Source organism: Lysobacter sp. CA199, assembly GCF_052078715.1.
Taxonomy (GTDB): Bacteria; Pseudomonadota; Gammaproteobacteria; order Xanthomonadales; family Xanthomonadaceae; genus Lysobacter.
The window spans coordinates 28,296-50,316 of the sequence record NZ_JBQJIL010000011.1 but is presented as its reverse complement, the minus strand read 5'-3'; the positions used below and the strand labels follow the sequence as shown (position 1 = coordinate 50,316).

Below are 22,021 nucleotides of genomic sequence, written 5' to 3'. Positions count from 1 at the left end.
CTCGAAGCCGCGGCGGAAGGCGATTTACCTGCCATGCGACGGCCTCAGCGCGACCGGGGACAACACCGCGGCCGGTTCGCGTCGCCGCGACCGTCGCGCCGCGGGAACAATTCGCAGGACCGCGAGTTGTTCAGATCGTGCGCGGACAACACCGAATGCCCGCCAGGCGCCGACCTCGCGCACCCGCCGATGGCCGGCCGGCGCGGACCGGCGTGGCTCATGCTTCGTCCTCGCCGAACACGTCCACCTGCGGCTCGCCGTCTTCGTCCAGGCTCACCGACACCACGATCGGCCGGCAGCAGACCTGGCAATCCTCGATGTAACGCTGATCGCCGGCGGAGTCGTCGACAATCAACTCGATCGGCTCGCCGCAGTACGGGCATAGAACTTCGACGCTGGGCAGCATGGCGGGCTCCATGGGTGGGGACGGCGACCGAGGCAGGATGCGACGCGACCGCATCGGCGTCCAGTGACGTTTCTCATTGGGTACGCCTCGGTCGCGGCCTCGTTCGGCGACGCCCGCATCGGCGGCGCCGCTGCGTTCAGCGCCGCGATATTCGCGATCACCTCGCGCTAACCCGCACAGGCGGAGCCTGATGTCCACACGGCCCGGGCTGGCACCAGCCGCCGTGCCGGCCCGGTGCGAACGGCGTTCCCGGCGAACGCCCACGGCGGCCGCGCGCGGAGAGCGACCATGAAAAACCCGCCATGTATTGAGCACGCCCGATCTGGCCACCGCGCAAGCGGCGATGGACGCCGCACGCGAAGCCGGCGTGCACGACGACGACATCTTGCTGATCGCGCGTTCGGACATCGAACTCGAATCGATTCCGAACGAGCGCAAGGAAGCCGACACCGACTTGATGCCCGCGGCGCTGCGCGGCGCCGGTTACGGCGGCGCGGCCGGTCTGTTGGCCGGACTGGTGGCGGTGGTGGTCACGCCGATCGGGCTGACCTTGGCCGGCGCCGCAGCAGCCACCGCGGCCGGCGCGATGATCGGCTGCTGGGCGTCGGCGCTGATGGGCTCGGCCCTGCCCGATCCGATCCGGCGCAAGTTCGACGCGCACATCCGCGCGGGTCGGATCCTGGTAGTGATCGACGGCGACCGCGACCTGCTTGGCCAGGCCGAAGCACGGATGCTGGCCAATACCGTCGGCGCGGAGATTCTGCCGTTCGATGCGCCCAAGGCGTTCGCTTAGCGCAATCTCACGCGCGGCGTGACCTCAGTGCAGCATCGATGTAGCCGTGTTCACGGCGCGATCTCGCCTGCTTACGATTTCCTAGCGCGCAAGCCTCATTGCGCGCGTGATCGCGGTTGAAAATCGCGGGCGGTGCGCGCGGGCGCGCCGCGAACTGCCGAGCCGGTCGCAAGAACGCCCCGGCTTCGATGGCACTCTCGGCCGGCCTCAACAACCCCCATGCCCAGCCGGAGAACCGCAATGAAACGTTCGACGCTCTCCCTGCTCTGCTGCACCGTCCTGCTGGCCGCGTCCGCCGCGCCGGCGATGGCGGCGCAGGACGATTCGCAAGGCGCCTTGTCCGCTGCCCAGACCGATGCTCAGGCCGTCAAGGCCAATCCCTTCAACGCGGCCGAAGTGGCGCGCTTCAACGAACCCTGGGCGATGACCTTTCTGCCCAACGGCCGGTTGCTGGTCACCGAAAAACGCGGCGTGCTCAAGGTGCTGACCATCGGCGGCACCGCGCAGACCATCACCGGCGTGCCGGCGGTGGCCTACGGCGGCCAGGGCGGATTCGGCGACGTGATCCTGCATCCCTCCTACGCCACCAACGGCCTGATCTATATCAGCTACGCCGAGAAAGGCAGCGCCAGCGGCACCGCCGGCGCCACCGTCGCGCGCGCCAAGCTCAATCTCACCAGCACCGGCGGTTCGCTGAGCAATCTGCAGATCATCTGGCGCCAGCCCAAGCTCAGCGGCAGTAATCACTACGGCCATCGTCTGGCATTCGGACCCGACCGCAAGCTGTGGATCACCTCCAGCGAGCGGCAGAAGTTCGATCCGGCGCAGGATCTCAACTCGCCGCTGGGCAAAGTGATCCGGCTCAACGACGACGGCAGCGTGCCCACCGACAATCCCTTCTACAGCCGCGGCGGCGTGGCCGCGACGGTGTGGTCCTACGGCCATCGCAATCTGCTCGGCATCGCCTTCGATGCGCAGAACAAGCTGTGGATCCACGAGATGGGGCCCAAGGGCGGCGACGAACTGAACCTGATCGAACGCGGATCCAACTACGGTTGGCCGCTGGTTTCGCAGGGCGACCATTACGACGGCACGCCGATCCCGCGCCACAGCACGCGCCCGGATCTCAACGCGCCGGAGGCGTGGTGGAACCCGGTGATCGCGCCGGCCGGCTTCGTGATCTATTCGGGCACGCGCTTTCCGAACTGGAGCGGCAGCGGCCTGATCGGCGGCCTGGCTTCGCAGGCGCTGGTACGGGTGAAGTTCAACGGCAATACCGCGGCCGAAGCCGAACGTTATCCGATGGGCAAGCGTATCCGCGAAGTCGAGCAAGGGCCGAACGGCGATGTGTGGCTGCTGGAAGACGGCACCAATGCGCGCTTGCTGCGGTTGACGCCTCTCTGAGATTGCCGCCCTCACCCAACCCCTCTCCCGCAAGCGGGAGAGGGGCTTGAGAGATTCGGTAATCGGCGAGCGTTCTTCCCTTCTCCCGCTTGTGGGAGAAGGTGGCCCGAAGAGCGGGATGAGGGCGCGGTTACTGCGCGGCCCGCAACACCGGCTTACGCGTTCCCATCGCCAACTGATAGCGCTGATGCAGCGCCTGCACCTTGGCGATGTACTCCTGGGTTTCGCGATACGGCGGCACGCCGCCGTAACGGGTCACCGTGCCGATGCCGGCGTTGTACGCCGCCGCGACCAGGGTCAGATCGTTGTTGTAACGGCGCATCAAGGCCTTGAGGTGGCGCGCGCCGGCATTGATCGATTCGATCGACGAAAACGGATCGGCCACGCCGTATTCCTTCGCGGTTTCCGGCATCAACTGCATCACGCCCTGCGCGCCCTTGCTCGACACCGCCTTGGCGTCGAAACCGCTTTCGGCGTGGGCGATCGCGCGCAACCACGCATCGTCCAGGCCGTTGGCCTTGGCCGCGCTGCGGAACTGCACCGGAAACTTGTCCAGCTGCGGCTTGCCGACTTTGCCCAGGCCCGGATGCGCGGGCTCGCCGGGCGGAGTTTCCACGGTGAAACCCATCACCCGCACCGAACCGGGCAACTTGCGCGTGCTGTAAACGGTCTTGCCGTCCTGTTGGCGCTCGTAGAGGCTGCCGTTGATCACGCCCATCTCGCCCCACAGGTTGGGCAGCTTGACCGCGTTGTCGTCGATCTGTTTCGGCGTGCAGCGAGAGCCCGGCTCCGGCGCGGTCGCCAGGCTGACGGTGCCGTCGCGCACGCAGCGATAGACCGTGCGCGCCTGCGCGCCGGCAGCCATCGCCAGCAGCACCAGGGCCGCGGCCAAGCGCAGGTCCGAACGGGGTGAACGGGGGCTCATGGAGCGCAATTTTAGGGCCGCGCGGGCCCGGCGCCAGCACTGGATGTCAGCTGGACGGCGCTGCGTTCACGAATGCGCAGAACGCGTTCAGCCAACCGGTCGTAACGACTGCTCCCTGTAGGAGCGGCGCAAGCCGCGACCGCGACATCCGGCTTAGGTCGAATCTGAGGTGTCGCGGTCGCGGCTTGCGCCGCTCCTACATAGGGTATCGGCCGAAAACGCCACCGGCCGCCGTCCAGGAATGCGGCGACCGGTGGCGTGGACTCAGCCGCCGTCGCCGCTGGTGGGCGGCGGCGCGCTGGCGTCGGCCGGCGCGGCCGGCGTCGGAGCGCTGGACGTGGCCGGCGCATCGGTGGTTTCGCCGGGGCTCTTGCACGCGGCGAGCGACAATGCGCTCAGGGCGACCAATGCATACAGCGCGTTACGGATTTCGATCTTCATGGATACGGTTACCTCCGGAGGATGGGCCGGGTTCGCGGGGCGCAACGCCGGTCGGACTTCGATCGCGGCCGCGCGGGACGTGGTGCGGGGGAACACCGTAGTCGTCCGCACATCAGCCGATGGCGCGTGCCGCGGGAAGCGAGCGGCACGCGCTGCACGTTGCCGTCACCGGCATGAACAAAAACGGACAGGGCGCGCGCCGGGCTACGTTTGTTTAACCGCGCGCCTGTGCGCATGCGTTAGCGATGCGCCCGCGAACGCGGCAAAGCGTGAGCGCGACCTCGTTTGCACGCGTCGTCGCGCCTTGCGCGCGGCTGAACGCAACGAAACGTTTACTTACAACGCTGCCAAGGCGAGTTCTGCGTGTCGGCGCGCGCCGACTTCGCTTGCTTGGCGACGCGACTCGACGCGTGTCGTCCGCTTTCGACGACACGCGCATCGACTGGATGCCGCAACTTCGCCGCGATTCTGCCGGTACACGGCGCTGCATCGTCGGCGAGCATCGCCGCTGCCCGAGCAGCCTCGCGCCAGCGCGGATCCGTCACGCTCGCGCAAGTCGGCGCGACCAGCCCCCTGCCGATCGCGACTCCCCAACGCCGAGCATTGCCAGCGCTGGCTTATATCGCCATGCCGCAGTGCGGATTGAAACCCGCCGCCGACTCGGCCTAAGGTGCGGGAGATCGGCGCCGTGCGCCGCACGCCACCGAGCGAGGGGAACACCTTTTGAGCCAGCCGCCGAGCCAGCCGACGCCGTCGCGCGCGTCCGATCCGTCTTCCAGTACCGGATCGGACGCTCACTCGCCCGGCACCGTCCGCGCCGTCAGTCGCTGGCAGATCGTCGGCCTGTCGATCAACGACGTGATCGGCAGCGGTATCTACCTGCTGCCGGCCACCGCGGCGCTGCTGTTGGGCCCGGCCAGCCTGTGGGCGGTGCTGCTGGCCGGATTCGCGGTCGCGCTGCTGGTGCTGTGCTACGCGCAGGCGGCCAGTTACTTCGATCAACCCGGCGGCGGCTATCTGTATGCGCGCGAGGCTTTCGGCCCGTTCGCCGGTTTCGAGGTCGGCTGGATGCTGTTGGTCACCCGCATTTCCACCGCGGCTTCGCTGAGCAACGGCCTGGCCGAGGCGGTGGCGCTGTTCTGGCCGGCGGCCAAGGGCGGCCCGGCGCGGGTATTCGTGGTCGCCGGCTCGCTCGGCCTGCTGGTGCTGATCAACGTGCTGGGCGTGCGCACGGCCGCGCGCGCGGGCGTGGCGCTGGCTGTCGGCAAGCTGGTGCCGCTGGTGTTGTTCGTGGCGATCGGCGCGTTCTATTTCGACCCCTCGCTGCTGCATTCGGACGCGCCGCTGAAGATGGAAAACCTCGGCGAAGCGGCGTTGTTGCTGTTGTTCGCCTACGCCGGTTTCGAGAACCTGCCGGCCGCGGCCGGCGAATACCGCAATCCGCGCCGCGACGTGCCGTTCGCGTTGCTGACGATGATCACGCTGGTCACGATCATTTACTTCACCGTGCAGCTCGTCGCGCTGGGGACGCTGCCTGACATCGCGACGTCGTCCAGTCCCTTGGCCGAAGCCGCCGCGCACTTCAGCGGTACCGGCCTGGCGCTGGTGCTGACCATCGGCGCGGCGATCTCGATCCTGGGCACCAACAGCAACACGGTGATGATGGGGCCGCGCTATCTGCTGGCCTTGTCGCAGGACGGCTACGGCCCGCGCGGGCTCGGCGCGATCCATCCGCGCTTCCACACGCCGGCGCGGGCGGTGCTGTTCATCGGCGTGATCGCGCTGATGCTGGCGCTGACCGGTTCGTTCCAGCAACTGGCGCTGCTGTCGGTGGTCGCGCGCCTGTGCACCTACATCGGCACAGCGGTGTCGGTGCTGGTGCTGCAAAAGCGCCACCACGGCCGCGAGGGCGCGCTGCACCTGCCGGGCGGGCCGCTGATTCCGATCGCCGCGATCGTGCTGTCGCTGGGCCTGCTGGCCAGCGCCAGCACGAAGAATCTGATCGCCGGCGCAGTCGCGCTGCTGGTAGGCGCGGCGATCTACAAGCTGCGGCGCAAGCCCGAGGCGGCCTGAGCGCGCGGCGCGCTCAGAACTTCCACTGTACGCTGGCCACCACCGTCCTCGGCTCGCCGAAGGCGGTGCGCGTGCTGCTCGCGCCGCCCGGTATGTAGCGCTTGTCGAACAGATTCCTGAAATTCAGCCGCGCATTCCAGCGCAAGGCGTCGTACGACAGCGCGGCGTCGAAGGTGGTGTAGCTCTTGAGCCGGAACGGGCGCTGGTACGCCGGGTCGAGCGGTTCGTAGTTGTTGGCCAGCCGTTCGCTCTCGGCGTGCGCGCCCACGGCGATGCCCAGGCCGCTGAGGCGTCCTTCGGGCACGGTATAGCGTGCCCACAGATTGGCGCTGTGGCGCGGCACGCCGGCCAGACGCGCGCCCGCCGGCAAGGTGTGATCGCGGACGATCTCGGCCTGGGTCCAGGCGTAGGCGAAGCTCAGCTCCCAGTCGGCGTCGGGCCGCCATTGCCCTTCCAGCTCCAGCCCGCGGCTGCGTTGCTCGCCGCGAGTAACGTAGAAGTTGGGATGCTGCGGATCCTCGCTGGCCATGTCCTGGCGAGTCAGTTCGAACACCGACAGCATCGCGTCGACGCGCCCGTCGTGCGGCGCGTATTTGAGTCCGATCTCGTTGTTGACGCCGCGCTCGGGCGGCAAGGGGTTGCCGTCGAAACTGCGGTAGCTGCCTTGCGGCGCGAACGAACGCGAATGATTCAGATACACCGCCAGCTCCGGCCGCAAGGCATAGGTCAGCCCGGCGCGCGGACTGAACTGGCGGTCTTCCACGCGTCCGGCGCCCACGCCGCTGGCGGCGACGTCCCAACGTCCGCCGAGGGTCGCGCTGACGCGCGCGCCGAGTTTGAGGTGATCCTGCAGATAGATGCCGCGCTGGCGCGTGGCCTGATCGATGCGCTTGCCGTCGATGAAGGCCGGGCGCAAGCCGCTGCGTCCGTACACCGGCGCGAATATGTCCAGATCGTACGGGCCCGGATCGAACGTATTGACGTAGCTGGAACCGCGCTTGCTGTAGTCGTAGCCCAGCAGCCAGCGATGCTCGATCGCGCCGGTGTTCATGCGCCACGACACGCTGGTGTCCGAGCGCAGATCGTGGCCGCGTTCGTCGTAAGGCCCGTAGTAGAGTCGCCCGACCGTGCGCAGATCCGGGGCAACATCGCCGACGAACAGCCAATGGTCCCAGCTGTCGTGGAACTCGGAATAACGCACCGATTGACGCAACACCAGGTCTTCGCTGAAGCGATGCTCGAAGCTGTAACCGATCGCGTCGTAGTCGCGGTTCTGCACCGCCGGCGCGTCGCGCTCGTTGATCGCGCGGTGGCGCGGCAGACGTCCGTTCGGGTTCGGCAACGCGCTACCGTAAGCGGTGGTCGGCGACCACGGATTGAGTCGATCGCGCTGCCAGGTGCCCAGCACAGTGAGCGAAGTCGCCTCGCCGATGCTCCAGGTCAGCGACGGCGCGAGGTACTTGCGCTGCGCGCCGGAGAAATCGACGAAGAAATCCTGATCGCGCCAGGTCGCGTTCAACCGCGCGAGCACGCGTCCTTCGCGGTCCAGCGGGCTGTTGGCGTCGATGCGTACCTCGCGCAGATCGTAGGAACCCGCGGCCAGGTCCACGGTGACGAAACGCTGCTCCTGCGGGCGTTTGCTGACCAGGTTGACCAGACCCGACAACGGCCCCTGCCCGTACAAACCCGAGGCCGGCCCCTTCACCACCTCCAGCCGGTCCAGGCCGCTGAGTTCGGTCGTCGCCATCGCGTTCGACCACAGCAGGCCGTCGAGATAAGTCGCGCCGGCCGAGGCATCGAAGCCGCGGATGTTGAAACCGTCGAAGAAGCCGTAGACATCGTTGCTGGTCACGCCGGCGACGTTGCGCAAGGCTTCGCCGAGTCGGCGCACGCCTTGCTCGTCGAGGGTTTCGCGGGTCACCGTCGACACCGCCTGCGGCGTTTCCAGCGACGGGGCATCGAGCTTGAGCGCCGCGCCGGTTTCACGGTGGCGCTGCCCCCGCACGACCACGTCGCCCAAGGTCACTGCGGCGCCGCCGTTCGCGCGATCCGCGGGCGTTTCATCGCCCGCTGCGCGTGCGCGCAGCGCCGGCACCAGCGCGGTCGCGACGGCGAGCGCAAGCACCGGGCCGCGGCGCGCGGTGGCGGACAAACGCGGGGAATCGGACGGGGAAAGGCGCATGACGGGCTCCGGACAAGGAAAGCGCCGTCTGCCGCTCGGGCCTGAGGCCACCGGGCACGTGTGCGTGAAAGTGCGCCGCGCAGGGTCACGCGGCGCGCGAATCATAGGCCACTTGCCGAATCGGTCGCAAATCTTCGCGGCCGCGGCGACGGCCTGAAACGAGGATCGCCTGCCGGTCCAGAGCCGCGCGGCCGGCCTGGGTCATTGCGTTTGCGCCTGGGATCGATCGTTTCACTGGATCGCACACTGTGTTGCGCCGCGAGCGCAGGGGAGCGCGGATGGGAGATCGCCAGCGGGCCGAACCCTTGGCCGACAAGGCATCGCGCTGCACGGGCGCGCCGTCGCCGATCGCTTGCGATGCGCCTGTCGCGAACGGGCGATGCCGTGGCGGCTTGACCTCAATCGGACTTGAGGTCTTAGCCTGCGGCCCTTCTCACTAAGAGTTTCAGCCATGACCTCTCCCCTGCGACTCGCGCTGATCTATGGCAGCGCGCGCGAAGGCCGCTTCTGCGACGTGGTCGCCGAATGGGCGCAGCGACGCGTCGTGCGCCACGGCGGTTTCGAGATCGACCGCATCGACCCGCTCGACTGGCCGCTGTCGGGCCGCATCAACCGCGCCGACGAAGCGCAACTGCAGCAGTTGCGCCAACGCCTGCACGCCGCCGACGCGTTCTTGGTGGTCACGCCCGAGTACAACCACGGCTATCCGGCGGCGCTGAAAGCCTTGATCGACGCGTGCTACGAGCCATGGAGGGCCAAGCCGGTGGCCTTCGTCAGTTACGGCGCCAGTTCCGGCGGGCTGCGCGCGATCGAACAATTGCGCCAGGTCTACGGCGAATTGCACGCGGTCACGCTGCGCGACTGCGTCAACCTGGTCCATGCCTGGCGTCAGTTCGGCAGCGACGGCGAACTACGCGAACCGCAGGCGGCGCATCAGGCGATGACCACCGTGCTCTCGCGCTTGAGCTGGTGGGGCTGGGCCTTGCGCGATGCGCGCAACGCCATGCCGTACGAGGCCGCGGCATGAACGCCCGCTCGCCGACGCGCGGCGCGCGCGACGACGTGCGCCGCCATGGCTTCGACGAAGGCTCACATGCGCAAGGCCCGCAAGCGGGCGACCGCCTGCTGGGCTCGGGCGGCACGCTGCCCTTCCTGGCCGGCGTCACCGTGCCGGCGGGGCGCGATCTGCTCCTGCTCAGCGGCCACACCCCGCCGGTGATCGATGCCGATGCACCGGCCGACAGCATCGCCGCCTTCGGCGATACCTATGCGCAAACCGATGGAGCCTTGCGCGAGTTGCAGCGGACCTTGCACCGGCTGGGTTTGACGATGGGCGATCTGGTGCAGTTGCGCGTGTATCTGGTCGGCGATCCCGCGCTTGGCGGGCGCATGGACAGCGAAGGATTCTCGCGTGCGTATGCGCGCTGGTTCGCGACGGCGGAGCAGCCGCAAACCGTGGCGCGCACGCGGGTGCAGGTGGTCGGCCTGGTCAATCCGGGGTGGCTGGTGGAGATCGAGGCGGTGGCCGCGGCTTGAAGCGGGCGATGGCGGCGATGCGGGTGATGCGGGCGATCGAAGAGCGTCGGGCCTGAAGGCCCTCCCACAAAATGCTTCGCTGCTGCGAGAAGGCCGTGGTAGTGAGTCGATCGTGGTCCCGACGGGGCTGATCGGAAAGCGTCGGGCCTTCAGGCCCGACTCGATCCGATCTCCGGCAACCGCCCAGGCACTCAGCGCAGCGGCGGCGCCGGCAACGGTTGCGGCGCGCCTTCGGGCAAGGCCATCAGCTGGCGCTGCAGGTCGTACAGGATCTCCGCATCGCCCGGCTGCCACTCGCGCGCTTCGTTGCCGCGAAAACGGCGATGGAACGCGGCCAGCGCGGCGGCAGGTTCGCGCAGGTCGTAACCGACCAGTCGCAGCGCCGCCCAGGCGTCGAAGCCGGGCGGCGGCGGCGCGGGGTTCTCGCGCGGCCACAGGCCGAAACCGGCTTCGGCCAGACGCCGCCACGGGAACAACACGCTGGGATCGGTCTTGCGCGTGGGCGCGATATCGCCATGGGCGACGATCATGTAACCCGGAATGCCCAAGCGTTCGGTGATGTCGGCCAACAGGCGCAACAGGCTCTGGATCTGCGCTTGCGCGAACGGCTCGCTGCCGTCGTTGTCGATCTCGATGCCGATCGACGCCGAATTCAGATCCCAAATATCGCCCCAACGCCCGGCGCCGGCGTGCCAGGCGCGCCGATCCTCGGCGACCAGTTGATAGATGCGCCCGTCTTCGCCGATCAAGTAGTGCGCACTGACCTGCCCCTGTGAATTGCGCGTGCTCAAGGTCCGCAGCGATTCTTCGACGCTGTCTTGTTGCGTGTGGTGCAGCACGATCAGCTGCGCGCGACGTTCGTTGTGGTTCGGCGAGCCGCGCCATTGCGCCAGCGGATTATGCGGCGGCACGCTCGCGCACGCGGCCAGCGCCAGGACGAGGGATCCGGCGAGAAGGACGGGCAATGGAAATTTCATGCGGCCACGCTCGTGCTGCGGACGAAAACCGAGTGTAGAGGATGCGGCGTTGCGCGATGCGCTCGCGGCCACGCCGCGCCCGTACCGGTGCGGCGGTTACAACTGTCATCCGGCTCGGCTTTGGTGACGCGCTGGACAGTTCGCGCCGGGCGCCGGGCCTACAGTGCCGCCGACGCGGGCCCCGCCCGCGCCGCGGTGGCCGCGACGGATCGAACCTCGTCGATCGCGCGGCATCCGCACTCGTCGCCACGACAGGAGGATCGCGCATGAAACGCAAGACCTACGGCTATCTGGCCGCGTTCGCGTTGGCCGCTTTCGGATTCGGATTCGGCGTGCAGGCCACCGATTCGGCGCCGCCGGACAAGGCGCTGTGCAGCATCAAGATCTGCCAGGACCGCTGCGGCGGCATGCCGGGCTGGAGCCCGGGCAACGGCCAGCCCTGTCGCTGTTGCGACTGAACGCGATCGTTTCGCCAAGCCGCGCGGGCGTGGCCCGCGCGGCTTGAACGGCTGCGCTCAGTTGCGCACACCCGGAGTGTCGAGCTTGGGATCGACGCGGTTCTTCTGCTCGTCGCGCCGTTGCGAGGCGGTCTTGCAGACGCGCTCGACCCGGTTGCTGCCGATCGCGCGGACCCGCTCGCAGATCAGCCGCTCCTCGGCCTTCGCGCTGCCGGCTTGCTGGATCCAGGCCAGATCCTGATGGGCCTGATCGCGATCGGCGTCGCTGAGTTCTTGGTAACGCCGCCCGTCGAGCAACTTGCCCAAGCGGTCCTGGCGCGAGCGCAGTTCCTGCCGGGTGGCCGCATTCAACTCGCCATAAGCGCCGCGGCCGGCTTCGGCGTCGCTGCGGATCTGCTTCTGCTGCTCCAGCACCGCCGCCGCATCGAACGGCGCGGGCTCGGTCGCGGCGACGGCGGTGGCGCAGGTGGTGGCCAGAAACAAACCCGCCAGGATCAGGCCGGCCTGAGTCTTGCCCAACCAGAACCGCTTCAATTCGTTGTTACGCATGGTTCCATATGCCTCGTCGGTGCGGCTGCCAACGCCGCGGAGTGCGGACCGTGCGGGTCCGTTCGCCTTCCATAGGGGTGCCGCCGGTACGTCTTGGGCTGCGTCGCAGCCGATGCCCCACCGTACCGGCGTCCCGATCCTAATCGAGACACAGCCCGCAAATCCATGGACTTTCGACCTATTCGGCCAAGCCCGACCTTGCCGAATCTGCCGGCAAGCCACCGCCGCCCGGACCGGACCGCGGCATCGCCGCGGACCGGCCGTCACCGATCGGTAAGGATCAGGGTTTGATCCAGTTGTTGGACACCGCGAGCATCGTCAGCAGCTTGACGCTGTCGCCGTAGTAATCGCCGGGGCTGCCGTTGGCCATGTAGCTCCACAGCTTGTCCAACCAGGCCTGATCGGTGTCGACCGCTGCGGCGGCCGCGAACGGCGCGGTGAAGAACACGCTGTTGTAATTTCCCATCGCCGTGCCATCGAGCTTGTAGACGCTGCGCAGGTTACTGGGGTTGTTGCCGGACTTGGACTTGGCCCATTGGTTGAGCTTGCGCGCCGCGGTGCGCGAACGGCTGTCGCCGCTGACCGCCGCGTCGATGCCCAGGCGCCACGGCACCCGGCCGGCGTTCCATCCGTACCAGCCGTCGTTTTCGCCCTCCAGGAAATCGGGGTTCGCCGGTCTGGCCGTGGTGTTGGTATTGACGATGAAGTCCGGCAACAGCCCGGTGTTGGGCGCGTAGGTGCTTTGCATCCGCGACAGCAGGTTCTGGTGCGCGTCGAGCACGCCGGTCCAGTAGCTGTCGCCGAGCTTGGCGCCGAACGCGCGGAAATGGCCGAGCATCCAGTCCGAGCTGCGGGTGGAGTTGTAGTGCGTCGCCGAGCCCGGGCTGACCCAGTCGCCCAAGTGCACCAGCTTGTTGTTGGGATGGATGGTGCTGGCGCGGATAGCCGCGATCACCTTGCGCGCTTCGCTGAGGTAGTTGATCGAACCGCCCGAGCCCCACTGCGCATCGGCCAACAGCAATGCGTAGGCGATGTCGAGATCGCCGTCGCTGGCCGAACTGTTGCCGGCCACGTTGTTGCAGTTGATGTCCTGCGCCCACGACAGCAGATCGCGGTTGCCGCCGCTGGGATGGCCGCGGTTGTAGCGGTGCAGACCGTCGAACAAGGTCTGCGCTTCAGGATCGTTGCCGGCCATCATCACCGTGACCAGCATGCCGTAGCCCTGACCTTCGGAGACCACGTAGGCGGTGTCGGTCTGGGCCGCGACCCGATACTCGCCGGCCTTGCACGCGGGCTTGAGGTAGCGCTGCTTCCAACTGCGATAGAACGAAGCGGTGGACTGATCGGCCGCGGCGCGGCCGACGCTGGGACTGAGGGTGCCGCTGACATAGGCCTGGCGATGGCTGCCGAAGGGATAGTTGGGCGCCGCGCTCGCGCTGCCGATGGCGGCCGAGGTGGCGGCCACCAGGGCCAGCGTCTGCAAACAGCGCCGCAAGGTCGGGCGCGAAGCGATTGTTTGGAAATTCATGAGCGTCTCCGGAAAGAACAGCGAAGGGACCTCGTCGCGCGCGCGCCATGGTTCGCATGCGCACGGCGCACACGGCCAGGACGGCATTGATGGCGACACAGGACGACGCACTGGCGCCAAGGCACAGTGCGGGCGGACTAATACGCAACGCGCGCCGCGCATGCCACGGCGCCCGATGCAGGTTCAGGCTAGCGCGCGGCGACCGCGCACATACGTAACGGCCGTGACGGCACGCGTGAAATCGCTATGCGCCGCTTCGCAGATAGACCAAGGTCTTACGCGCTTACAGGTAGCTCAGCCACCAATCGCGGCGGCGGCGCTTGAACGCGGCGAAGGCGCGCGACAGCGGATACAGCGCCACCAGCACCAGCAGCCATAGCGCGTACACCCACGCCAGTCCGAGGCCCCAGCCGGCATCGAGCAAGGCCTTGCCGTTGCCGACGAAACCGATGAAATCGCTCGCCGGCACGCCGAACATCGTGCCGATCAGCAAGGCCAGGCCGTGCACCAGGTAGATGTGCAGCAGATAGGTGAACAGCGGCGTGCGACCGTAGGCGAGCAAGGCGCCGAGCACGCCGTCGGCGCAGCGCGCGATCGCGCCGCCCCCGCCTTCGTCGCGGCGGCGATCGCCTCCGCGCAGCGCTCGCTCCAGCAGCAACATCACCGACAGCGATATGCCCAGGGTGATCAACACGTACGCCGGCGACGGCGAATACTTGGTGACGTTGATAAACGACATCGCATCCAACAGCGGATCGTCCATGCGCCGCCACGGCGACGGATCGCCCCAACCGATCGCGCCGCGCAGCAGCGCGAACGCCGTCAGCATCGCCACCGCCAAGGCCGCGATGGCGCGGCGGCGCGCGGCCGGATCGAGCGCGAACAAGGGGCCGAGCCCATAGCCGATCAGCAGAATGCCGACCCATGGCAGCGCCGGATACGCGACGAAGCCGTCGATGCCGGGCACGACGCCGCGTTGCATGGCCAACGTCCATAACGGCGCGAATGCGCCCAACGCCTTGCTGTCGATGTGATCGAACAGGCCGTGGCTGGCCACGATCGCCACGCCCAAGGCCAGCACCGCGATGCGCGGCAGCCACACCAATGCGGCCATCGCGATCATGCCCATGCCGATCGCCCAGATCACCTGCAGAAACAGGAACGGCCACCGGAAATGAAAGCCGAACACCACCACGGTCAGCTCCAGCAGCACCAGCCACGCGCCGCGGCTCAACGCCAGTCGCGCCACCTGCGCGCGCGACCGGCCGTTGGCGCCCTGCAGGAAAATCGAAACCCCGGCCAGAAACACGAAACTCGGCGCGCACAGATGGGTGATCCAGCGCGTGGCGAACACCAGCGGCGTGGTCTTGTCCAGGTCGGTCGGGTTGAACGCGAACGACGGCCCGTGGAAGTAACCGCGCACGTGGTCGAGCACCATCAGCGCGATCACCAGGCCGCGCAGCGCATCGATCATGTCCAGACGCGGCGCGCCGCCGCGGGTCAGCGCGCTGGCGCGGGGATCGGGCGATGGCCGCGCCGGCGAGGACGGCGCCGACGACGCGGGCGGGTAAGGCGAAGTGGACATGCGCGGCCCCGATGCGCCGTCCCGACGGCGACCGGGGGCAGGATAACGCGGCCGGGCTCAAGCGCGGGACGCAGCCGCGGCCCGTCGCCCGGACGCGTCGCGGTTCACTCCTTGCGGATCGCGTGTCCGCCGAACTCGTTGCGCATCGCCGCGAGCAGCTTGTCGGCGAAGGAGTCCTTCTCGCGCGAACGCAGGCGCTCCAACAGCGAGGCGGTGATCACCGGCGCCGAAACATTCAGATCGATCGCCTCGGCGACGGTCCAGCGGCCTTCGCCGGAATCCTCCACATAAGGCGCGATGCCTTCCAGGCCGGGGTTCTTGCCCAGCGCGTCGGAGGTCAGATCCAGCAGCCACGAACGCACCACGCTGCCATGGCGCCAGATCTCGGCGATCTGGTGCAGATCCAGGCCGAAATCGGCCTTGCGCCCCATGATCGCGAAGCCTTCGGCATAGGCCTGCATCAGGCCGTATTCGATGCCGTTATGGACCATCTTGGTGAAATGGCCGGCGCCGCTGGGCCCGACCCGGCCCCAACCGCGATCGGCCGCCGGCGCCAGGGTTTCGAAGATCGGCCGCAGCCGTTCGACCGCGCTTTCCTCGCCGCCGATCATCAGGCTGTAGCCTTCCTGCAAGCCCCAGACACCGCCGCTGGTGCCCGAATCGACGTAGTGCAAGCCATGCTCGGCCAACTGCGCCGCGCGGCGCACGGTGTCCTTGTAGTTGGAATTGCCACCATCGACGATCGTGTCGCCGGCGCTCAGCAGCGGCAACAATTCGGCGATAGTCGCATCGACCACCTTGCCGGCCGGCACCATCAGCCACACTGCGCGCGGCGCGGGCAGCGCGGCGATCAATTCGGCCAACGAAACCGCCGCGCCGATGCCGCGCGATGCGGCTTGCTCGCGTGCGGCATCGCCCGGGTCGTAACCGACCACGCGATGCCCGCCGCGTACCAACCGTTCGGCCATGTTGGCGCCCATGCGCCCGAGGCCGACCATGCCCAGTTCCATGCTGTCTCCTTGGTTTGAATGCGTTCGGATGCGCGGCGGCGGCGGCCTGAGCGCGCGTCGCCGCGAAGTCGCCGATGTTCCGGCTTGTCGCGGTAAAGAAGTGTGAGCGCATTTGGCAAAACAAAGCCCGCGCGGGCCGTAACGCTCTATTCCAATGCGATCAGCCCTCGCCGAAACCCGGCGGGTCGGCGATACCGGCGGCGGCGCGGCGTTCGGCGCGGCGGCGGTGGATGGCGTGCAGGCCCAGCGGCAGAAACGCCAGCGCCAGCAGCACGATGTCCAGCCCGGCCAAGGCCGCGGTAAGCGCCGGCTCGCGATGATCGATCAGCAAGGCGATCAGACCGAGCGCCGGGCCGGCAGCGGCGATCCAGACATGGCGCACCGCGGCGCGTTCGGAACGGTAAACATCGAACAAGGCGATCACGGCGATCACGGCGATCACGGCGATCACGGCGAAGGCTAGCAGGTTCAAACCCGCCCAGATCATGACCGGGCCGTGCGCCAGCGCGCTCCACATGCCGCGCATGTCCGAGGCCCACGCCGGCGCGGCGGCGAGAACGAGGGCGATGCCGCAAGCGGCAGCGATGGGTTTGCAGGCCATGATCCGCGTTCCTTGCTATCGCCCGAGCTTGGCAACCGCCGCGGGGCTTGGCAAGCCTCGCCGGAAAAGCCTGTCTGCGTTCTAGCGCTCGGCCGCGCGCTTGCGCATTTCCATCGCCTCGAACACCGCGATCGCCGGCGCCGCCGGCTGGTCGCCGGGGATGTCGTGCGAGCTGTTGGCGATGGTTACCCGCTTGGCCAGGCGCGAGGTCGCGATCAAGGCCAGATGGGTCTGTTCGCGCGCGGCGGTCAAGGCTTGCAGATCCGTCGGCGGCGCGCCGGTGTAGGGCTGGTCGGCGCTGAGCACGATCACCGGCTTGCCGTCGTGGCGCTCGGTCTTGGGCACCGCGCTGCCGTACATCGACAGACGATCCTGCGAGCCGGAGATCATCGTTTCCCAGAACGCCGGCTTGGAACGCCAGGCGCGGATGGCGGCGTTCAACTTGTCGCTGTAATCGGGATTGGGACCGCGCAGGCAGTTCCTCAGGCTCGCCGGCAGCTTGGCCGCACCCAGACGTCCGTCCTTGGCGCCTCGCTCGCAGGCGCGGTACAGCGCGAGCATCTTCGGCGCGATCTGGGCCTCGGCCTTGGCGTATGACGGCGAGAACTCGCCGACGTTCTGCTCCGGCGGGTCGACCAGCACCAGCGCGGCCACCTGCTTGGGATACAGCTCGTCGAAACGGCGCGCGATCTGGCTGCCGTAGGAATGGCCGACCAGCACCAGCGGCGTTCTCAGGTCGGCCGCGTCGATCAGGGCGTGCAAATCGGCGACGTCGGCCGCCAGATCGCGCGGCAGCGGACCGGCATCGCTATAGCCCAAGCCGGCGCGGTCGTAGGAACACACCCGGTATTGCACCGCGATCTGCGGCTGCGACTTGGCCCAGGCCAGCGAATCGGCGCCGAAACCGGCCTCCAGCAGCACGGTCGGCTCGCCCCGGCCGGTGCAGCGCAGATTGAGGCGACGGCCTTCGCCGATGTCGACCCGCTGGTCGGCCGCGGCATAGATGTCCAGATCGGTATCGGGCGCGGGCCGGGCGGCGGCCTTGCTCGCGGCCGCGGCCGCCTTGGCGGGCGCCGGTTCGGCCCGGACCGACGCCAGGCTCAGCCACAGGCCGGCCAGCGCGCAGGCCGCCACGGTGCGCATCGCGAACGTGTCGATCATTACCGCCCTCGGCTTCGGCCAATGAAGGCGCGATGGTAAGCAAGTCTCTCGCCTTGTCCGCGCTGTCGGCACACATGCAAGACAGATTCGATTCAGTTCCGCGACGCCCGCGGCCGGCTCCGGAACGCTTGTGCGACGCCGATGAAAAAATTATCGGCCGTGTCGATCCGCCGCCTGATCGTTCGTCGTCCTTACAAGAACACGGCGATGCGACAGGCTTCGGCACCCGCCGCGCCGCATCGCCCGAACCGGCCCGCCACCCAGAACAGGACAAACCCCATGCGTTTCATGATGCTGATGATTCCCCAAGGCTACGAATCCGCCGAACCCGGCGCCCTGCCCAGCGCCGAGCAGGTCGGCGCGATGATGGCCTACAACCAGGCCCTGCAGGAGGCCGGCGTGCTGATCGCGCTCGACGGCCTGCACCCGCCGTCGATGGGCGCGCGGGTGAGTTTCCGCGGCGGCAAGCCGACCGTGACCGACGGCCCCTTTCCGGAGGCCAAGGAAGTGCTCGGCGGCTATTGGATGATCCAGGTCGCTTCGCGCGAGGAAGCCATCGAATGGGCCCGTCGCTGCCCGGGCTCAGACAGCGAAACCATCGAAATCCGCCAGGTGCAGGAGATGGAGGATTTCCCCGCCGACGTACAAAAAGCCGCCGCCGACTTCGAAGACATGCAGCGCCGCTGAGCGCTGCCGATCCTTTCCGACGAAAACCCATCAGGACCATCCGACCATGCTCACCATCGTTCTTGCCGTACTCGCCGCACTGATCGCGCTGTTCGTCGTCGTGGTGGCGATGCAGCCCGCGCAGTTCCGGGTCGCGCGCAGCATCCTCATCGACGCCCCGGCCGCGGCCGCTTTCGCCCAGGTGCAGGATTTGCGCCGGTGGCCGGCATGGTCGCCGTTCGAAAAAATCGATCCGAATCTGCAACGTCGCTACGACGGCGCGGCCGACGGCGAAGGCGCGATTTACGACTGGGTCGGCGACAAGAACGCCGGCGAAGGCCGCGCGACCATCGTCCAGACCCGCCAGGATGCCCGCGTGGCGGTCCGGCTGGATTTCCGCAAGCCATTCCAGGCCAGCAATCTGGCCGAGTTCGACTTCAAGCCGCGCGGCGATCAAACCGAAGTGACCTGGGCGATGAGCGGCCGACGCAATTTCATGTTCAAGGCCATGGGCTTGTTCATGAGCATGGACAAGATGGTCGGCGGCATGTTCGAGCAGGGCTTGAAAGAGCTCAAGACGCTCAGCGAAACCAACGCGCGGGCCTGAGATCGCGCATACGCCGGGCCGCCGTCGCCACGACAGCGGCCTTGCGCGGCCAAGCGCTCTGTGGACGGCGGTTATGCGAGCGCGTTGTTGCGAGCGAACGCTGTTACGAGGGCGCGCTGCTACAAGCGCCCGCTGTCACAAAAAGCCGACCGCCACGCCGGCAAGCTCAAGCCACTTCGCGCTGCGCCGCGGCCTGCCAGATTTCGTACCAATCCTGCGCGCTGAGCCGGATCGCCAATGCCGCCACCGCATCGCGCAGGCCCTGCACGCGGCCGCTGCCGGTGATCGGCCACGGCCGCGAGGGATGCCGCAGCAACCAGGCATAGGCCATGGTCGCCACCGATGCTTCGCCATGGCGCGCGCCGACCGCGGTCAGCGCCGCGCGCATCTGCGAGGCATGCGCGTCGCCCTCGTCGAACAACCGGCCGCCGCCCAGCGGCGACCAGATCATCGGCCGCATCGCCAAGTCCTGGCATTGATCCAGGCTGCCGTCGTCCAGCGGCGCCAGATGCAGCGGCGACAGCTCGATCTGATGCGTGGCCAGCCGGTGCCGCGCGTTCAACAGGGCCAACTGCGACGGTGTGTGGTTGGACACGCCCACGTGCAGCACCTTGCCCTCGGCCTTGAGTTGCTCGAAGCAATGCGCCAACGCGTCGGCGTCCATCAGCAGATCGGGACGGTGGATCAACAGCAGGTCCAGTCGGTCGGTGCGCAGCGCGCGCAGCGAGTTCTCGACCGATGCCCGCACATGCGCGGCCGAACTGTCGTAGGACTTGATGCGGTGTTCGGGACGTTGCGCCGAGGTCAGCTTGATCCCGCACTTGCTGACGATCCGGATCCGCTCGCGCAGCCCGGGCGCGGCCGCCAGCGCCTCGCCGAACAGCGACTCGACCCGGTAATCGCCGTAGATATCGGCATGATCGAAACTGTCGATGCCCAGCTCCAGCGCCTGTTCGATCCAGTGCAGCCGCTGGCCGACATCGAAGTTCCAGTCGGCCATGCGCCAGGCGCCGGCGACGATGGGGGACAATTGCAGGGCGGGCGCGGCGGTTTGGGTATGAGCGGACATGGCGAGCAGGCGGATCGGGGGAACCCAGTCTATCCTGCGGCGCTCGCGCTGCTCCTACATGGCCTGATCGCTGCCGCGTTTGCGCCGGTACATCAGCCGGTCGGTGCGCGCGATCCATTGCGGCCAATCTTCGTCGGGCTCGCGCCGGCTCATACCGATGGTCGCGCCGACCGACCACTCCCGCCCGTCGATCGCGACCGGCGCATCGAACAGCGCCAGCAAGCGCTCAAGCAACGCCGGCTCGCCGTGCGGCGCCGGCAACCACAGCACGAATTCGTCGCCGCCCATGCGCACGGCCAACCCGTCGTTCTCCACCGCGCCGCGCAGCCGCCGCGCGATCGCCCGCAGCACTTCATCGCCGACGGTGTGGCCGCCGCGGTCGTTGATGGTCTTGAATCCGTCCAGGTCGACGCAGGCCAGCAGCCGATCGGCCGGCTGCTGCTCGATCGGCAGGGCCGAGAACACCCGCCGGTTCGGCAGGCCGGTCAACGCGTCGTGGGTGGCCAGCCGATGCAGGTCGTCGGTGGCGCTGCGCAGTTCCAGCAGACGCATCACCAGCGCCGCCAGATCGGTCAACCCGGCGCGTTCGCGCTCGCCCAGCTCGCGCACCACCTCGTCGTAGACGCGGATGGTCCCGATCGGCAGGCCGTCGCGGGTGGTCAGCGGCGCGGCGACGAACATCCGGATCGGCGGTTGGATCAGCTTGAGCACCGGCATGTCGGCGAAACGAGGATCGACCTGCACATCGGCGCTGTGCACCAGTGCGCCGTCGAGGATCGCGCGGGCGCACAGCGACACGCTGCGCGGCGCATCCATCGGCGGCGAACCGAACGAGGCGATGGTGCGGTGCATGTCGCGGTCGATCACGCTGACCGAACCGTAGGGCGCGCCGCACAGTCGCGCGGCCATGCGCGCGACCGCATCGAGTTCCTGGATCGGCGCGGCGTCGAGCACGCGCAGCGAGTACAGCGCCGCCAGCCGGTCGGCCTCGCGCGCGTGCAGGAGCGAATCGGCGCCCATCGCCACCTCGTAATGCCCTTACCTCGGCATCCTATACCCGCGGCGCGGATCGCGGTCCAGCGCCGCGGGCACGAAGGGGCGGGAAAATCCGGCGCGATATCACTGTACGCCGACGCGCCCGGTTCAAGTCGCCCTGTCGGTCAGTCCGCCAGCGCGGCCATCGCTTCGATTTCGAACAGCATCCCGTCCAGCGCCAATCGCGGCACCGGGATCAGAGTGCAGGCCGGACGGTGATCGGCGCCGAACGCGGCCGCCAGTTCCTCGCCGAACACGTGCAGCCGCTGGTGGGAGTGATCGACCACCAACGCGGTGAGCTTGACCACGTCGCGCGGGCCCGCATCGCCCGCGGCCAAAGCCGCGACGAGATTGCGCAAGGCCTGGCGCACCTGCGCACGGAAGTCCGGATCCAGCGCGCCGTCAGCGGTTTCGCCGCCCTGCCCGGCGACCAGCAGCCAGCGCGCGCCCGCTTCGACCTGGGCCAGATGCGAGTAGCCGTTGGGCGCCGGGTCGTACAGGCCGGCGGGATTGGACAGGGCGAACACCGGCTTGGGATTTGCAACGTTCATGAAGGTTCCTTGCGATGGAGAATCGGAATGCGAACGGCCGCCGCGGCGTTCAACACGCGCGTCGCGATCGCTCACATCGGTACGACGATCCGTCGCCCGCCGTCGTGACGCGCGCGGCCGGCGACGATGGAACACAGCATTGCGGCGTTGCTGCGCGCTCCAGCCTGTATTGGGCCGTGTTCGCAACCAGCGACTTATCCGAATGCAATTTCGAAGGCGCCGATCTGGGTGGTGCGAATCTGATCCGCGTACGGACGACCTGCGCCAATCTGCGCGATGCCGATCCGGGTCTGGACGCACTCGGCCGTGCGACTCAGTTGCAGGGCGCGCATTTCAGCGGCGCGCCGTTGCACGGCTGTCGCTTGCAGGGCGAGCAATACGACGAGCGCACGCGTTTTCCCGCCGGCTTCAATCCGCAGGCCGCCGGCATGGTCGAGACCGAGCCGCGCGAATGATCGCGCGGC

Annotated in this window: 23 protein-coding genes and 1 pseudogene; 10 read left to right on the top strand and 14 right to left on the bottom strand. The window is 68.2% G+C overall.

The features are described from left to right. Positions 1-217: 217 nt before the first annotated feature. Positions 218-406, bottom strand: a complete 189-nt coding sequence (locus ACTOWJ_RS20090; RefSeq protein WP_441336394.1) for a CPXCG motif-containing cysteine-rich protein — start codon at positions 404-406, stop codon at positions 218-220. Between the two features lie 343 nt (positions 407-749). On the opposite strand from ACTOWJ_RS20090, the gene ACTOWJ_RS20085 reads away from it, so the two are divergent. Continuing rightward, the gene (locus ACTOWJ_RS20085; RefSeq protein WP_441336593.1) at positions 750-1,199 is read left to right on the top strand and encodes a hypothetical protein; all 450 of its coding nucleotides are present in this window, start codon (positions 750-752) and stop codon (positions 1,197-1,199) included. Positions 1,200-1,439: 240 nt separating this feature from the next. Beyond that, entirely contained in the window at positions 1,440-2,603 is a 1,164-nt protein-coding gene (locus ACTOWJ_RS20080; protein WP_441336393.1) for a PQQ-dependent sugar dehydrogenase, read from the top strand. A 130-nt stretch (positions 2,604-2,733) separates the two neighbouring features. Here the strand turns inward: ACTOWJ_RS20080 and ACTOWJ_RS20075 are convergent, their stop codons facing one another. Further along, entirely contained in the window at positions 2,734-3,528 is a 795-nt protein-coding gene (locus ACTOWJ_RS20075) for a lytic transglycosylase domain-containing protein (RefSeq protein WP_441336392.1), read from the bottom strand. A 264-nt stretch (positions 3,529-3,792) separates the two neighbouring features. Further along, on the bottom strand, positions 3,793-3,969 hold the full coding sequence (locus tag ACTOWJ_RS20070) for a hypothetical protein (RefSeq protein ID WP_441336391.1): 177 nt from the start codon (positions 3,967-3,969) through the stop codon (positions 3,793-3,795). 834 nt (positions 3,970-4,803) lie between these two features. Between ACTOWJ_RS20070 and ACTOWJ_RS20065 the strand changes: the two genes are divergently transcribed. Then, entirely contained in the window at positions 4,804-6,042 is a 1,239-nt protein-coding gene (locus ACTOWJ_RS20065; RefSeq protein ID WP_441336592.1) for an APC family permease, read from the top strand. Positions 6,043-6,055: 13 nt separating this feature from the next. Here the strand turns inward: ACTOWJ_RS20065 and ACTOWJ_RS20060 are convergent, their stop codons facing one another. Continuing rightward, positions 6,056-8,224 (bottom strand): TonB-dependent siderophore receptor, encoded by a 2,169-nt coding sequence (locus ACTOWJ_RS20060; protein ID WP_441336390.1) that lies wholly within the window; start codon positions 8,222-8,224, stop codon positions 6,056-6,058. A gap of 451 nt (positions 8,225-8,675) precedes the next feature. Here ACTOWJ_RS20060 and ACTOWJ_RS20055 point away from each other — a divergent pair, with 451 nt between their 5' ends. The 3 genes and pseudogenes from ACTOWJ_RS20055 to ACTOWJ_RS20045 all read left to right on the top strand — a co-directional run. Then, positions 8,676-9,251 (top strand): NADPH-dependent FMN reductase, encoded by a 576-nt coding sequence (locus ACTOWJ_RS20055; protein ID WP_441336389.1) that lies wholly within the window; start codon positions 8,676-8,678, stop codon positions 9,249-9,251. Then, positions 9,248-9,760: a RidA family protein gene (locus ACTOWJ_RS20050; protein ID WP_441336388.1), complete on the top strand. Its 513-nt coding sequence runs from the start codon at positions 9,248-9,250 to the stop codon at positions 9,758-9,760. The genes ACTOWJ_RS20055 and ACTOWJ_RS20050 overlap by 4 nt, the downstream gene beginning before the upstream one ends. 33 nt (positions 9,761-9,793) lie before the next feature. Further along, positions 9,794-9,862, top strand: a pseudogene (locus ACTOWJ_RS20045) (DUF6053 domain-containing protein); the annotation flags it as partial. Positions 9,863-9,951: 89 nt separating this feature from the next. On the opposite strand, the gene ACTOWJ_RS20040 reads toward ACTOWJ_RS20045, so the two are convergent. Continuing rightward, a complete protein-coding gene (locus tag ACTOWJ_RS20040; RefSeq protein ID WP_441336387.1) occupies positions 9,952-10,737 on the bottom strand; it encodes an N-acetylmuramoyl-L-alanine amidase in 786 nt (261 codons plus the stop codon). Between the two features lie 266 nt (positions 10,738-11,003). Here ACTOWJ_RS20040 and ACTOWJ_RS20035 point away from each other — a divergent pair, with 266 nt between their 5' ends. After that, complete coding sequence (locus ACTOWJ_RS20035; protein ID WP_441336386.1) at positions 11,004-11,195, top strand: hypothetical protein; 192 nt, start codon at positions 11,004-11,006, stop codon at positions 11,193-11,195. Between the two features lie 57 nt (positions 11,196-11,252). Here the strand turns inward: ACTOWJ_RS20035 and ACTOWJ_RS20030 are convergent, their stop codons facing one another. The 6 genes from ACTOWJ_RS20030 to ACTOWJ_RS20005 form a co-directional block, all read right to left on the bottom strand. Further along, a complete protein-coding gene (locus ACTOWJ_RS20030; protein ID WP_441336385.1) occupies positions 11,253-11,744 on the bottom strand; it encodes a hypothetical protein in 492 nt (163 codons plus the stop codon). Positions 11,745-12,024: 280 nt separating this feature from the next. Further along, positions 12,025-13,272: a glycosyl hydrolase family 8 gene (locus tag ACTOWJ_RS20025; RefSeq protein ID WP_441336384.1), complete on the bottom strand. Its 1,248-nt coding sequence runs from the start codon at positions 13,270-13,272 to the stop codon at positions 12,025-12,027. A 283-nt stretch (positions 13,273-13,555) separates the two neighbouring features. Next, entirely contained in the window at positions 13,556-14,857 is a 1,302-nt protein-coding gene (locus ACTOWJ_RS20020) for a DUF1624 domain-containing protein (protein WP_441336383.1), read from the bottom strand. A 104-nt stretch (positions 14,858-14,961) separates the two neighbouring features. After that, positions 14,962-15,867, bottom strand: a complete 906-nt coding sequence (gene gnd / locus ACTOWJ_RS20015; protein WP_441336382.1) for a phosphogluconate dehydrogenase (NAD(+)-dependent, decarboxylating) — start codon at positions 15,865-15,867, stop codon at positions 14,962-14,964. Between the two features lie 160 nt (positions 15,868-16,027). Further along, the gene (locus tag ACTOWJ_RS20010) at positions 16,028-16,468 is read right to left on the bottom strand and encodes a hypothetical protein (RefSeq protein ID WP_441336381.1); all 441 of its coding nucleotides are present in this window, start codon (positions 16,466-16,468) and stop codon (positions 16,028-16,030) included. An 81-nt stretch (positions 16,469-16,549) separates the two neighbouring features. Beyond that, on the bottom strand, positions 16,550-17,629 hold the full coding sequence (locus tag ACTOWJ_RS20005; RefSeq protein WP_441336380.1) for an alpha/beta fold hydrolase: 1,080 nt from the start codon (positions 17,627-17,629) through the stop codon (positions 16,550-16,552). 279 nt (positions 17,630-17,908) lie between these two features. On the opposite strand from ACTOWJ_RS20005, the gene ACTOWJ_RS20000 reads away from it, so the two are divergent. Both ACTOWJ_RS20000 and ACTOWJ_RS19995 read left to right on the top strand, forming a co-directional pair. Further along, a complete protein-coding gene (locus ACTOWJ_RS20000; protein WP_441336379.1) occupies positions 17,909-18,316 on the top strand; it encodes a YciI family protein in 408 nt (135 codons plus the stop codon). A 46-nt stretch (positions 18,317-18,362) separates the two neighbouring features. Continuing rightward, positions 18,363-18,902 (top strand): SRPBCC family protein, encoded by a 540-nt coding sequence (locus ACTOWJ_RS19995; protein WP_441336378.1) that lies wholly within the window; start codon positions 18,363-18,365, stop codon positions 18,900-18,902. A 166-nt stretch (positions 18,903-19,068) separates the two neighbouring features. Here ACTOWJ_RS19995 and ACTOWJ_RS19990 read toward each other — a convergent pair whose 3' ends face one another. From ACTOWJ_RS19990 to ACTOWJ_RS19980, 3 genes are all read right to left on the bottom strand, one after another. Beyond that, positions 19,069-19,971, bottom strand: coding sequence for an aldo/keto reductase (locus ACTOWJ_RS19990; protein ID WP_441336377.1), 903 nt, complete (start codon positions 19,969-19,971; stop codon positions 19,069-19,071). 54 nt (positions 19,972-20,025) lie between these two features. Beyond that, positions 20,026-20,991 carry a GGDEF domain-containing protein gene (locus tag ACTOWJ_RS19985; protein WP_441336376.1) on the bottom strand — a complete coding sequence of 322 codons (966 nt, stop codon included), beginning with the start codon at positions 20,989-20,991 and terminating at the stop codon, positions 20,026-20,028. 140 nt (positions 20,992-21,131) lie between these two features. Then, a complete protein-coding gene (locus tag ACTOWJ_RS19980) occupies positions 21,132-21,557 on the bottom strand; it encodes a RidA family protein (RefSeq protein ID WP_441336375.1) in 426 nt (141 codons plus the stop codon). Between the two features lie 176 nt (positions 21,558-21,733). Here ACTOWJ_RS19980 and ACTOWJ_RS19975 point away from each other — a divergent pair, with 176 nt between their 5' ends. Then, positions 21,734-22,012, top strand: a complete 279-nt coding sequence (locus ACTOWJ_RS19975) for a pentapeptide repeat-containing protein (RefSeq protein WP_441336374.1) — start codon at positions 21,734-21,736, stop codon at positions 22,010-22,012. The last annotated feature ends 9 nt before the right edge of the window (positions 22,013-22,021 follow it).